This is a genomic window from Pseudoxanthomonas taiwanensis (genome assembly GCF_010093135.1).
GTDB classification, from domain to species: Bacteria; Pseudomonadota; Gammaproteobacteria; order Xanthomonadales; family Xanthomonadaceae; genus Pseudoxanthomonas; species Pseudoxanthomonas taiwanensis.
In genome coordinates this window covers 32,989-46,373 of the sequence record NZ_PDWK01000006.1, presented here as the reverse complement: position 1 = coordinate 46,373, position 13,385 = coordinate 32,989, and the positions used below count along the sequence as shown (strand labels likewise).

General features: G+C 73.7%; 8 protein-coding genes. 5 read left to right on the top strand and 3 right to left on the bottom strand.

All coding sequences use genetic code 11. From position 1 onward, the window contains the following. Positions 1–35: 35 nt before the first annotated feature. From tilS to dnaE, 3 genes are all read right to left on the bottom strand, one after another. Positions 36–1,397: a tRNA lysidine(34) synthetase TilS gene (tilS, locus tag CR938_RS02270; RefSeq protein WP_162123458.1), complete on the bottom strand. Its 1,362-nt coding sequence runs from the start codon at positions 1,395–1,397 to the stop codon at positions 36–38. A 141-nt stretch (positions 1,398–1,538) separates the two neighbouring features. Then, positions 1,539–2,498, bottom strand: coding sequence for an acetyl-CoA carboxylase carboxyltransferase subunit alpha (locus CR938_RS02265; RefSeq protein WP_162123457.1), 960 nt, complete (start codon positions 2,496–2,498; stop codon positions 1,539–1,541). Between the two features lie 117 nt (positions 2,499–2,615). After that, positions 2,616–6,185 (bottom strand): DNA polymerase III subunit alpha, encoded by a 3,570-nt coding sequence (gene dnaE / locus CR938_RS02260; RefSeq protein WP_162123456.1) that lies wholly within the window; start codon positions 6,183–6,185, stop codon positions 2,616–2,618. A 118-nt stretch (positions 6,186–6,303) separates the two neighbouring features. On the opposite strand from dnaE, the gene CR938_RS02255 reads away from it, so the two are divergent. From CR938_RS02255 to CR938_RS02235, 5 genes are all read left to right on the top strand, one after another. Continuing rightward, complete coding sequence (locus CR938_RS02255) at positions 6,304–7,566, top strand: DUF418 domain-containing protein (protein WP_162123455.1); 1,263 nt, start codon at positions 6,304–6,306, stop codon at positions 7,564–7,566. Between the two features lie 115 nt (positions 7,567–7,681). Beyond that, positions 7,682–9,922, top strand: a complete 2,241-nt coding sequence (locus tag CR938_RS02250) for a patatin-like phospholipase family protein (RefSeq protein ID WP_246190936.1) — start codon at positions 7,682–7,684, stop codon at positions 9,920–9,922. Between the two features lie 36 nt (positions 9,923–9,958). Next, on the top strand, positions 9,959–11,203 hold the full coding sequence (locus CR938_RS02245) for an NAD(P)/FAD-dependent oxidoreductase (protein ID WP_162123453.1): 1,245 nt from the start codon (positions 9,959–9,961) through the stop codon (positions 11,201–11,203). A gap of 15 nt (positions 11,204–11,218) precedes the next feature. Continuing rightward, the gene (gorA, locus tag CR938_RS02240; RefSeq protein ID WP_162123452.1) at positions 11,219–12,610 is read left to right on the top strand and encodes a glutathione-disulfide reductase; all 1,392 of its coding nucleotides are present in this window, start codon (positions 11,219–11,221) and stop codon (positions 12,608–12,610) included. Between the two features lie 116 nt (positions 12,611–12,726). After that, positions 12,727–13,383, top strand: coding sequence for a response regulator transcription factor (locus CR938_RS02235; protein ID WP_162123451.1), 657 nt, complete (start codon positions 12,727–12,729; stop codon positions 13,381–13,383). Positions 13,384–13,385 lie beyond the last annotated feature (2 nt).

The following is a 13,385-nucleotide window of genomic DNA, read 5'->3' as shown; positions in this document are numbered from 1 at the left end:
TGCGTGCGGCGCGCATGGAGCCGTCGTGTCCCCGCTTACGCGGCCCCTGCAGGAGGCGGATCAAGGCAGGGGGCATCGCCGGGCGCGCACCAGGCCAGGCGCAGGCCGCGCGCGGCCAGCCAGGCGGCCAGCTCCGTGGCCACCGCCACGTCGCCGGCGGCCAGGATGCGGCCGGCGGCATCGGCCAGCAGCGGCAGGTGCGCGCGCCGCCAGGGCGGCACGCCGCGCTCCTGCAGCACGTGCTTGAGTGCGCGGCCCGGGGCGCGGCCGGGCCGGCGGATGCGCTCGCCGCCCCGGCGTGCCCGCACCCGCAACGGGGCGTCGAAGCCGGCGGCCGCCGCATCGCCTTCCAGCCACAGGCGGCCGCCATCGGGCAGGTCCAGAGGCGCGCGGCCGTCCCAGTCGGTGTGCCAGTCCTCCGGCAGCGGCGCGCGCAGCGGGCCGGCGTGGAGCAGGTCGCGCCAGCGCTGCACGCGCGCGCCGGCCCAGTCGAAGCAGGGTTGCGCGTCGGCGCGCGCGTGGAGCAGATCGGCCTCAATGCGTTCCAGGCCGCGTGCCGGCAGCGGCGGCAGGCCGCGCGCGCGCCCCCGCAGACGCAGCAGGCGGGCACGGCGGGCCGGCGGCTGTGCCAGCAGGGCGCGGACTGACAGGGTGCCAGGTCCGGTGCCGGCCACCGCCGGCAGCAGGGCCTGGTCCCCGGCCTTCAACAGGGCGTCGGCCGCGGCGCTGAGCGCGGCGCTGCGGGACAGGGCGGCGGCGGCGTGCGGCCAGCGCCGGCGCAGCAGCGGCAGCACCTGCAGGCGCAGGAAGTTGCGGTCCGGATCGGCCAGGGCGTTGCTGGGATCCTCGACCCAGGCCAGGCCATGCGCGCGGGCGTAGGCTTCCAGGGTGGCGCGGGGCACCTCCAGCAGCGGCCGCCAGTGCCAGCCGCCGGCGAAGCGCCGCAACGGCCGCATCGCCCCCAGCCCCTCCGGGCCGGAGGCGCGCAGGGCGCGCAGCAGGAAGGTTTCGGCCTGGTCGTCCTGGTGGTGGGCGGTGGCGAGCACCTCGCCCGGCGCCAGTGCGCGTGCCAGGGCCTCGTAGCGGGCCTGGCGCGCCGCCGCCTCCAGCCCCAGGCCGGAATCGCGCGGCACCTGCACCCGTTCGACCTGCAGCGGCACCTGCAGGGCGTCGGCCAGTTGCCGGCAGTGGTCGGCCCAGGCGTCGGCCCCGGCCTGCAGGCCGTGGTGCACGTGCACCGCGCGCAGGCCGCGGGCGCGCACCGCCGGCTCGGCGGCCAGCCGGTGCAGCAGCACCACCGAGTCCAGACCGCCGCTGCAGGCGGCCACGAAGGCGCCCGTGGCCTGCGCGGGGAGGTCCAGGGGCAGGGCGGGGGCAGGTGGCGCCGTGTCGTCCATGGCCGCATCCTAGCCGCTGCCGCGCGCGTTCCGCCGTTGCAGGAGCCACGTCCACGGCGACCCGGACGGCCTTGCCGGCCCGGCGGTCAACGGGACCGGATGGGATCGTCGCGTCGCCGCGTACGCGGCTCCTGCGGGTCGTCAGGCGGTCTCGTAGGCGCCGTAGCTGCGCAGGCGCCGGTAGCGGCGCTGCAGCAGCTCGTCGATCGGCACCTGCGACAGCGCGTCCAGCTCGTTGAGCAGGACCGCCTTCAGGCGCCGGGCCATCTGCTTCGGGTTGCGGTGGGCGCCGCCGATCGGCTCGCGCACCACCTTGTCGACCAGGCCCAGGCTGTGCAGGCGGCGGGCGGTCAGGCCCAGCTGCTCGGCCGCGTCCTTGGCCTTGGCCGCGTCCTTCCACAGGATCGAGGCGCAGCCCTCCGGGGAGATCACCGAGTAGGTGCCGTACTCCAGCATCAGGGTGCGGTCGCCCACGCCGATGGCCAGGGCGCCACCGGAACCGCCCTCGCCGATCACGGTGCAGATCACCGGGATGCGCAGCTCGGCCATCTCGATCAGGTTGCGGGCGATGGCTTCGGACTGGCCGCGCTCCTCGGCGTCGATGCCCGGCCAGGCGCCGGCGGTGTCGATGAAGGTCAGCAGCGGCAGGCCGAAGCGCTCGGCCAGCTTCATCAAACGCAGGGCCTTGCGGTAGCCCTCCGGCTTGGGCATGCCGAAGTTGCGGCGCACCTTCTCCTTGGTGTCGCGGCCCTTCTGGTGGCCGATGATCATCACCGGGCGGCCGTCGATGCGGGCCAGGCCGCCGACGATGGCCTTGTCGTCGGCGAAGGCGCGGTCGCCGGCCAGCTCCTGGAACTCCTCGCAGATCACGTTGACGTAGTCCAGCGTGTACGGGCGCGCCGGGTGGCGGGCCAGCTGGGAGATCTGCCAAGGGGTCAGGTCGCGGAAGATCTGGGCGGTGCGCTTGCGCAGCTTGTCCTGGAGCGCGCGCACCTCGGCATCCACATTCACCGCGGGGCCGGTGCTGGCGTTGCGCAGCTCCTGGATCTTGGCTTCCAGGTCGGCGATGGGCTGCTCGAAATCGAGGTAGTTCGGGTTCATCGGGAACCGGGTCGTACAGGAAGCCGGCAGTGTAGCCGAACGTGCGTGTTTGGACCGAACCGTACGGTATGGAACCGGGGCGAATGGCGCCGGATCACCGCCGGCACGCGGGCGGGTTCAGTGCGCCCATGGCCTGGCGATGGCCACCTTGACCGCGCGCACGCCCGGCTGGGCGCGCAGCTCGTCCAGCAGCGGCGGGGCCACCCGCACGCCATGGGCGCCGTTGAGGTCGAGCACGCCGGTGGCGCCCTGGGCTCCGCGGCGACCGACCTGCACGTGCAGGCGCAGCGGGGTGGGGCCGGGGCGGTGGCGGGCCAGCACCGCGTCCACCCGGTCCCAGGTGTGCGGGTCGCGCAGGTCCAGGCGCAGCGACAGGCGCTGGGCGTGCTGCGCGCACAGCTGCTCGAAGTCCCAGGCCTGGCGCAGGCGCAGGCTGAAGCCGCCGCTGAATTCGTCCTCGCGCAGGCCGCCTTGCACCACCAGCACGCGGTCGCGCACCAGCAGGCCGGCGAACTCGGCGGCGCTGTCGGAGAACACGCTGCACTCCAGGCGGCCGCGGCCGTCCTCCAGCTGCACGAACAGCTGGCTGTCGCCCTTGCGCCGCACGCCGGTGACCATGCCGGCCACCACCACCTGCACCTCCGGGCGCCAGCTGCGCTTCTCGCCGTTGGCGCCGGCGGCCCACAGCCTGTCCAGCTCGCCCAGGTCGGCGCCGACCAGCTGCCGCACCTCCTCGCGGTACGGGTCGAACGGGTGGCCGCTGAGGTAGTGGCCCAGGGTTTCGCGCTCGCCGTCCAGGCGCTGGCGCAGCGGCCACTCGTCGGTGGTCGGCAGCTCCAGGGACAGTGCCGGGCCGGTGTCCTCGACCATGCCGAACAGCGAGGCCTGGCCGGCGGCCTGCTCCCTGGTCAGCTGGTCGGTGGCCTTGAGCACTTCCGGCAGCTGCAGCATCAGGGTGGCGCGGTTGGCGCCCAGCGCGTCCAGCGCGCCGGCGTGGATCATCGCCTCCAGGGCGCGGCGGTTGAGCTTGGTCGAGTCCACCCGGCGGCAGAAGTCCAGCAGGTCGCGGTACGGGCCGCCGCGCTCGCGCTCGGCCACGATCGCCTCGCACAGGCCGCGGCCCACGCCCTTGATCGCGCCCAGGCCGTAGCGCACCGTGCGGGCGTCCACGGCCTCGAACATGTAGTTGGATTCGTTCACCTTCGGCGGCAGGACGGTCAGCCCCAGCCCGCGCGCCTCCTCGAGGAAGCCCACGACCTTGTCGGTGTTGTCCATGTCCGAGGACAGGGTCGCGGCCATGAACTCGGCCGGGTAGTGGCGCTTGAGCCAGGCGGTCTGGTAGCTGACCAGGGCGTACGCGGCGGCGTGCGACTTGTTGAAGCCGTAGCCGGCGAACTTCTCCATCAGGTCGAAGATCTCGTCGGCCTTCTTCTCGTCGACGCCGCCCCTGGCCGCACCCTCGCGGAACATCTCGCGGTGCTTGGCCATCTCCGCCGGGATCTTCTTGCCCATGGCGCGGCGCAGCAGGTCGGCGCCGCCGAGCGAGTAGCCGCCGACGATCTGCGCCATCTGCATCACCTGCTCCTGGTACACCATGATGCCGTAGGTGTCCTTGAGCACCGGCTCCACGCGCGGGTCGGGATAGGTGACCTCCTGGCGGCCGTGCTTGCGCTCGATGAAGTCCGGGATCAGGTCCATCGGGCCCGGGCGGTACAGCGACACCAGGGCGATCAGGTCCTCGAAGCGGTCCGGCTTGGCGCGCTTGAGCAGCTCGCGCATGCCGCGCGATTCGAACTGGAACACCGCGCCGGTGTTGCCGCTGGCGAAGATGTCCTGGTAGACGGCCTGGTCGTCCAGCGGGATGTGGGCGATGTCCACCGGCGGCAGGCCGGCGCGCGCGTGGCGCGCGTTGATGGCCTTCACCGCCCAGTCGATGATGGTCAGGGTGCGCAGGCCCAGGAAGTCGAACTTCACCAGGCCTATCGCCTCCACGTCGTCCTTGTCGAACTGGGTGACCGGGTTCTTGCCCAGGCCGTCGTGGTCGTGTTCGGCGAACAGCGGGCAGAAGGTGTACAGCGGCGCCGGCGCGATCACCACGCCGCCGGCGTGCTTGCCGGCGTTGCGGGTCAGGTCCTCCAGCTGGCGCGCCAGGTCGATCAGGTCGCGGACGTCGTCCTCGCTGTTGTAGCGCTGGATCAGCTCCTGCGAGGCCAGTTCGCTGTCCTTGCCCTCGCCCATGGCGTCCTTGAGCGTGATGCCCAGGACGTTGGGAATGAGCTTGGCCACCCCGTCCACGAAGCCGTAGGGCAGGCCCAGCACGCGCCCGGCGTCGCGCACCACGGCCTTGGCCGCCATGGTGCCGTAGGTGATGATCTGGCTGACCCGCTCGCGCCCGTACTTGCGGGCGACGTAGTCGATCACCTCGTCGCGCCGGTCCATGCAGAAGTCGATGTCGAAGTCCGGCATCGACACGCGCTCGGGGTTGAGGAAGCGCTCGAACAGCAGGTTGTAGGGCAGCGGGTCCAGGTCGGTGATCTTCAGCGCCCAGGCCACCAGCGAGCCGGCGCCCGAGCCGCGGCCCGGGCCGATCGGGATGCCCTGGTTCTTGCCCCACTGGATGAAGTCGGCCACGATCAGGAAGTAGCCGGGGAAGCCCATCTTGATGATGGTGTCCAGCTCGAAGTCCAGGCGCTTGAAGTAGTCCTCGCGGGTCTTGCCCGGGGCCAGCGGGTTCTTCGCCAGCCGCTCCTCCAGGCCCTCGTAGGCCTGCTTGCGGATCCAGGTGTCCAGGGTCTCGTCCGAGGGCACCGGGTAGGCGGGCAGGGAGTACTTGCCCAGGGTCAGCTCGAGGTTGCAGCGGCGCGCCAGCTCCAGGGTGTTGTCCAGCGCGTCGGGCACGTCCGCGAACAGCTGCGCCATCTCCTCCGGCGACTTCAGGTACTGCTCGGGGCTGTACTCGCGCGGGCGCTTGGGGTCGTCCAGCACCCGGCCGGAGGCGATGCACACGCGCGCCTCGTGCGCCTCGAAGCCGGAACGCTCCAGGAAGCGCACGTCGTTGCTGGCCACCACCGGGATGCCGCGCACCGCCGCCGCGTGCAGGGCGAAGGCGTTGAACGCCTCCTCGCCCTCGCGGCCGGTGCGCACCAGCTCCAGGCACAGGTCCTGGCCGAACAGGCGCTGCCAGTCGGCCAGCTGCTGCAGGGCCAGGTCATGGCGGCCTTCGGCGGCCAGGCGCCCGGCCAGGCTGCCGCGCCCGGCGATCACCACCAGGCCGGAGGCGCACTCGCGCAGCCACTCCGGGGTCACGGCCACGCCGCCCTCGGGGCGGTGGCCCTCCATCCACGCCCTGGTCAGCAGGCGCGACAGGTTCAGATAGCCGGAGTGGTCGCGGCACAGCACGGTCAGCCGCCACGGCACCTCGGACGGCGAGGCGGCCACGCACAGGTCGGCGCCGGCGATCGGCTTGATGCCCACCGCCTCGGCCGCCTTGTAGAACTTGATCAGCGCGAACAGGTTGTTGAGGTCGGTCACCGCCAGGGCCGGCAGCCCCAGCTCCACCGCGCGGCTGAGCAGGTTGGGGCGCTTGGCCTTGGCCGGGTCGGCCTGGTCCGGTTTCTCCGGCACGCGGATGGTCGAGTCCGCGAGCGAATACTCGGTGTGGATGTGGAGGTGGACGAAGCCGGACATGAGACCCAGCAGGGTACCGGCGGGGGGGAGGGGGAACAAGGACTTGACGGGCGCCGCGGGCGGGGCGTGCCGGCCGCGCCCGGATCGTTCATCATCGCCGGCCAACCCGGAGGAAGCGATGACCGCGAACGACCTGCAGCCGGTGGCCCCGGCCGAACGCCTGGCCATGCTCGATGCCCTGCGCGGCCTGGCACTGTGCGGCATCCTGCTGATGAACATGGAAGGCTTCTTCGGTCCGGTGCTGGCCTCGGGCACCGGCCTGGATCCGGCGCTGTCCGGCGCCGACCGGATCGCCGACGGCCTGGTCTACTTCTTCGTCCAGGGCAAGTTCTTCACCCTGTTCTCGCTGCTGTTCGGCATGGGCTTCGCGGTCATGGCCGGGCGTGCCGAGGCGGCCGGGCGCGGCTTCGTCCGGGTCTGCGTGCGCCGCGGCCTGGTGCTGCTGGGCATCGGCCTGCTGCACGCGGTGCTGGTCTGGTCCGGGGACATCCTGGTGACCTATGCGCTGCTGTCGTTCCTGCTGCTGGCGTTCCGGCCGCTGCCGGCGCGCTGGCTCGCCTGTCTGGGCGCGGCGGCCTGCCTGGTGTCGCCGCTGCTGCTGGCGGCCACCGCCATGCTGGCCGGCGTGGTGTCGCTCACCCCCGGAGGTGCCGAGGGCTGGAACCGGGCCATCGCCGAGGGCGCCGCGGACATGCTGGCGCTGGTGGAGGAGGGGCGCCGGCTCTACGCCTCCGGCGGCTACGGCGAGGTGGTGGCCCTGCGCCTGCGCGAGCTGGGCTCGATGGTCTCCAGCCTGCCGTTCTTCGGCACGCAGGTGCTGGGCATGTTCCTGCTGGGCGCGGCGTTCGTGCGCAGCGGCGCGATCGCTGCGCCGGCCCAGCATCCGCGCCTGTTCGCGCTGCTGCGTGGGGTGGCGCTGCCACTGGGCCTGCTGGCCATGGCGGCCGGTTTCGCCCTGGCGCCATACCTGCCGCTGGACCGCTTCGACTTCGCCCTGGGCATGGGGCAGGCACTGATGTTCCTGGCCGGCCCGCTGATGTGCCTGGGCTACGTGGGCTGGCTGGTGGCCCTGTTCCGGACCCGCGCCGGGGCCCGACTGGCGGTGTGGCTGGCCCCGGCCGGACGCATGGCCCTGACCCTCTACCTGATGCAGTCGCTGGTGTGCACCCTGCTGTCCTATGGCTACGGCCTGGGCGGGTTCGGCCAGGTGGGCCGGGCCTGGCAGGTGCTGCTGGCGCTGGCGCTGTTCCTGGTGCAGGTGCTGCTGGCCCATGCCTGGCTGGCGCGCTTCCGCTTCGGCCCGGTCGAGTGGCTGTGGCGCTCGCTGACCTACGGGAAGGCGCAGCCGATGCGCCCGGCTGCGCCGCTTCCCGCCGCCTAGCCGGCGCTTCCTCCCGGCGGTGCGGGCGGCTACCCTCGCCGCAGCAGGGTGGAGAGGGAAGTCCATGCAGGTGACGGCAGCGCCGGGGCGGGCCCCGGGCAGGGGGATCGGTCCCGTGGCCACGGCCGCGGCGCGCTGGATGCTGGCCGCATGCGCGGCCGTCCTGGCCACGCCCGCGGCGGCGCGGGCGGACGGGGGCGCGGCGGCCGTGGCGGGGAACTCCTGCCCGCAACGCGACGGCGACACCTCCCGCCCGCGGATCGGCCTGGCCCTGGGCGGCGGCGGCGCGCGTGGCGTGGCCCACATCAGCGTGCTGCGCAAGCTGGAGGAGCTGCAGGTGCCGGTGGACTGCATCGCCGGCACCAGCATGGGCTCGCTGGTCGGCGGCCTGTACGCCGCCGGGGTGCCGCTGGACGAGCTGGAGCAGCTGGTCCTGGAGGCGGACTGGAAGCAGCTGTTCGACGATTCGATCCCGCGCCGTGAGCGCAGCTACCGCCGCAAGCAGGACGACCGCGACGGCCTGGCCACCCTCGGCCTGGGCTTCGACCGGCGCGGCCTGCGCGCGGCGCCTGGCGTGCTGCAGGGCGAACGGATCCTGTCGCTGTTCCAGCGCAAGACCCTGCACGTGGCCGCGGTGCGCGACTTCGACCGGCTGCCGATCCCGTTCCGCGCCGTGGCCACCGACCTCAACACCGGGCAGGCGGTGGAGCTGGGCAGCGGCAGCCTGGCCCAGGCCATGCGCGCCTCGATGTCGCTGCCGGGCATCTTCCAGCCGGTGCGGATCGACGGGCGGGTGCTGATCGACGGCGGCATCGCCGAGCAGGTGCCGGTGGACACCGTGCGCCGGATGGGCGCGGACGTGGTGATCGCGGTGGACGTGGGCACGCCGCTGATGGCGCTGGATGCCGACGCCAGTCTGCTGCAGGTGGTCTCGCAGCTGACCGGCATGCTCACCGTGGGCAACACCCGCAGTGCGGTGGCCACGCTGGGCGGCAGGGACGTGCTGATCGTGCCGGAGCTGGGCGAGGACGTGGCCACCGGCGACTTCGCCAGGGCCGCCGAGGCCCTGCGCATCGGCCGCGAGGCGGCCGACGCCGCCTCGCCCGCCCTGGCCGCGCTGCCGCGCTGGCGTGCCGCCCCGCCGGCGGCCGCGCCGGTGCCGGAGCCGGCGGTCGTGGACTACGTGCGCCTGGAGAACGAGAGCCGGTACGACGACCGGGGGCTGGCCGGCATCCTCGACCTGCGCCCCGGCCAGCCGCTGGATGCCGGCCACCTCGAGCAGGCGACCCTGCGCGCCTACAACGAGGGCACCTTCGCCAGCGTCACCTACGAGGTCGAGCGCGACGCCGAAGGCCTGACCGGTGTGGTGGTGCGTGCGCGGGAAAAACCCCAGGGCCCGAACTACCTGCAGGCCGGCTTCCGCACCGCCACCGACTTCAGCGGTGCCAACGAGACCAGCCTGCGCATGGCCCTGCTGCGTGCGCCGGCCACGGCCTACGGCGCCGAGGCGCGCGTGCTGGCGGGCATCGGCAGCGAGCCGGAGCTGCAGGGCGAGTACTACCACCCGTTCGACCCGCAGGCGCGCTGGTACCTGTACGGCCGCCTCGGCGCGCGGCGCAGCACCGTGCCGGTGTTCGACGGCCGCGGCCATCGCTTGGCCGTGTACGAGGCGCAGCTGGCCTCCGGCCTGCTGAGCCTGGGCCGCACCTTCGGCCGCTACGGCGCCGCGGAGGTCGGCCTGGAGCGCAGCAGCGGCGAGGCCGAGGTGGAGACCGGCGATCCGGCCCTGCCGGACGCGGACGTGGACGCCGGCAGCTGGTACGCGCAGGTGGCGGTGGACCGGCTGGACAGCCTGTACTTCCCGCGCGAAGGCCACTGGTCGCGCCTGACCTACCGGCGCAGTGCCGGATGGCTGGGCGGGGATGCCCGCTTCGAGGAGGCCGGGTTCGACGTGCTGGCCGCCATGCCGTTCGGCCGCCACGCGGTGCAGGCCTCGCTGGCCTGGCACACCACGCTCTCCGGCGAACTGCCGCTCAACCTGCGCCACCGCCTGGGCGGGCGCGGGCGCCTGGCGGGCTTCCACTACAACGAGCTGGCCGGCCAGCACTACGCGGTGCTGATGGCCGGCTACAGCTACCAGCTGGCCTCGCTGTTCCGGCGCTCGGCCGTGGCCGGCGCCACCCTCGAGTACGGCAACGCCTGGGAAAACCGCGGCGACATGCGGCTGGGCGACGGCATCTGGAACGGCAGCCTGTACCTGGGCTTCGACTCCTGGATCGGGCCGATGCTGTTCGGCTACGGCCGCCGTGCCGGCGGCGGCGCCGTGCTGTTCCTGGAGATCGGCAAGCCCTGGTGATGGCGCAGGACTAGAATCCACCCCGTGAACGCGCACATGGACGATGTCCTCATCCTCGGCGGCGGCGCCATCGGCCTGGCGACCGCGCTGGCGCTGCTGGAGGCCGGGCGCGGCGTGCGCGTGCTCGAGGCCGCGCAGGTCGGCCGCGCCACCTCCTTCGGCAACTGCGGCACCATCACCCCCAGCCACGCCCCGCCGCTGGCCGCGCCCGGCGTGCCGGCGCGCGCGCTGCGCTGGATGCTGGCGCCGGACGCGCCCCTGTACATCCGCCCGCGCTTCGATCCGGCGCTGTGGCGCTGGCTGCTGCGCTTTGCCCGCCGCTGCAACCGCCGCGACTGGCTGGCCAGCACCACCGCGCGCGCGGCCATCCTCAACGATTCGCGCGCGCGCCTGGCCGGGTGGGTGCGCCGCTACGGCCTGGAATGCGAGTTCGCCGAGAAGGGCCTGGACTACGTGTTCCGTGATCCGCGCAATTTCGAGCACTATGTGGCCGAGTGCGGCCCGCTCAACGAGCTGGGCATCGCCACCGAGGTGATCGAGGGTGCCGAGTACCTGCGCCAGGAGCCGGCGCTGCGCGAGGGCGTGGTCGGCGCGATCCGTTTCCCGGTGGACGCCCACCTGCGCCCGGACCGCTACGTGGCCGAGCTGGCGCGGGTGGTGCGCGCGCGCGGCGGCGTGATCGAGGAGGGCTGCCGGGTGGAGGTGTTGCAGCCGGAGGACGAGGCGGTGCTGGTGCGCCTGCAGGACGGCGGCACCCGCCGCGGACGCGAGGCGGGGGGGGCGATGGCCGCCTGGACCCCGGCGCTGGGGCGCCGGCCGGGCGTACGCCTGCCGATCCAGCCCGGCAAGGGCTACTCGATCACCTACGCGGCCCAGCCGCTGGTGCCGCAGCGGCCGCTGGTGCTGAAGGACCGCTCGGTGTGCGTGACCGCCTGGGGCAGCGGCTTCCGCCTGGGCAGCACCATGGAGTTCTCCGGCCAGGACACCACGCTCAACCCGGTGCGCCTGGGCGCGCTGGAGCGGGCCGCGCGCGAGTACCTGCGCCAGCCGCCGGACCCGGCCACGGTGCAGGAGCGCTGGTACGGCTGGCGGCCGATGACCTGGGACGACCTGCCGGTGCTGGGCCGGGTGCCGCGCCATCCTCACGTCTGGATCACGGCCGGGCACGGCATGCTGGGCATGAGCATGAGTGCGGCCAGTGGCCAGCTGATGGCCGACCTGATCACCGGCCGTGATCCGGCCATCGACCCGGCGCCGTACCGGGTCGAGCGTTTCCAGTAGCCAGCGAGGCCTGCCATGACCCCGAGCCGATCCCCGCGACCGGAAGCCGGATTCGACCTGCTGGTGCTCGGCGGGGGCTCGGGCGGGCTGGCCGGTGCCTTCGCCGCGGCCGCGCACGGCGCACGCGTGGCGCTGCTGGAGCCGGGGCCGCTGGGCGGCGCCTGCGTCAACGCCGGCTGCGTGCCGAAGAAGGCCATGTGGCTGGCCGCGGACATGGCCGAGCGCCTGGCCCTGGCCGCGGATCTGGGCTTCGACCTGCCGGCCACGCCGCCGGTGCTGGACTGGCCCACGTTCAGCGCCCACCGCCAGCGCTACATCGGCCAGATCCACGCCAGCTACCGGCACCGCCTGGACGCGGCCGGCATCGTGCTGATGCCCTGCCGCGGCCGCCTGCGCGATGCGCACACGGTGGAGACCGACACCGGCGTGCGCCTGCGCACCGACCGCGTGCTGCTGGCCACCGGCGCACGGCCGCAGCGGCCGGACATCCCCGGCGTGGAGCTGGCCGGCACCTCCGACGACTTCTTCGAGCTGGCCCGGGCCCCGGGCCGGGTGGCCCTGGTCGGTGGCGGTTACATCGCCGTGGAGCTGGCGGGCGTGCTGCAGGCCCTGGGCAGCCGGGTGGAGGTGTTCGCACGCGGGCCGCGGCTGCTTTCGCACATGGATGCCGAGGTGGTGCTGGCGCTGCAGGCCAGCCTGCAGGCGCGCGGCGTGCGCCTGCACCTGGAGGCGCCGGTGCACGCGTTGCAGCCGGGTGCCGGCGGCGGGATCCGCGTGCTGCACAAGGGGCAGGACGCCGGCGCGGCAGCCGAGCCCTTCGACTGCGTGCTGCTGTCCACCGGGCGTCGGCCCGACACCGGGGGCCTGGGCCTGGAGGAGGCCGGGGTGGCCCTGGGCGAACGCGGCGAAGTCCTGGTGGACGAGTGGCAGGACACCTCGCTGCCGGGCGTGCACGCAGTGGGCGACGTGACCGGCAAGCTGGCGCTCACCCCGGTGGCCATCGCCGCGGCGCGGCGGCTGATGGCACGCCTGTTCGGCGGCCAGGCCGATGCGAAGCTGGACTATGACAACGTGCCCACCGTGGTGTTCTCGCACCCGCCACTGGCCACCGTGGGCCTGACCGAGGAGCAGGCGCGCGCCCGCCACGGCACGGTGCGGGTGTACACCAGCGGGTTCCGGTCGATGCTGGCGGCGCTGGCCGATGCGCCGCAGCGCAGCCTGTTCAAGCTGGTGTGCGTGGGCGTGGAGGAGCGCGTGGTCGGCATCCACCTGCTGGGCGAGGCCGCCGACGAGATCCTGCAGGGCTTCGCCGTGGCGCTGAAGCTGGGCGTGACCCGCGCCCAGCTGCGCCAGACCGTGGCCATCCATCCGACCTCGGCCGAGGAGCTGGTGCTGGCCGGCCAGTGATGGCGGAAACGGCGCGTGCCGGCTGCTATGATTTTCCGCATTCCCAACGCGGACTTGCACCAGTGACCGCAGCATTGATCGGCTCGCCGGGGGAGGCGGCCGGCCAGGCAGTGCCCATGTCCGGGATGCAGGCGCCCGCCGACGCCAGTGCCCGCCTGCCCGAGGCGCTGGTCGCGGTCGGTCGGGTCCTGGTCCGGCACGGACTGGTCCGTGTGCTGGAGCAGGAGCGCCTGGCCCGGGTGAGCGTCGCCGCCGACGCCGGGCAGGCGCGCAGCCTGCTGCAGCGCCACCGGTTCGACATCCTCCTGGTCGATGCCGCGCTGGCCTCGGAGCTGGGCGAAGCGGCGCTGCAGGGCCGGCACCACCGCATCGTGCTGGTCACCCCGCGCGAACATGCCGGGGAGACGCCGCTGCCGGGCAGCGCGCAGGCGTGCGCGATGCTCAGCGAGGCGCAGGACGAGAGCGCTACCATCGAACTGCTGCGCACCGTGGCCCGCTGCGCCGAGCCCGGCTACCGGCAGGAAAGCTGCTGCCGCTGCGCGGCGCGCGAGACCTGGCGGCAGCAGGAACTGCCGCTGTCCCCGCGCGAACGCGAGATCTTCCTGCGCATCGGTGCCGGCATCGGGCCGCGGCAGATCGCCGAGGAACTGGGCCTGTCGGTGAAGACGGTGGAAAGCCACCGCGAGAAGATCAAGCACAAGCTCGGCCTGGGCGACGGCGACGCGCTGCGCGCGGCCGCCCTGCGCTGGCGCGAGGGCTACCGCCTGGCCTGAGG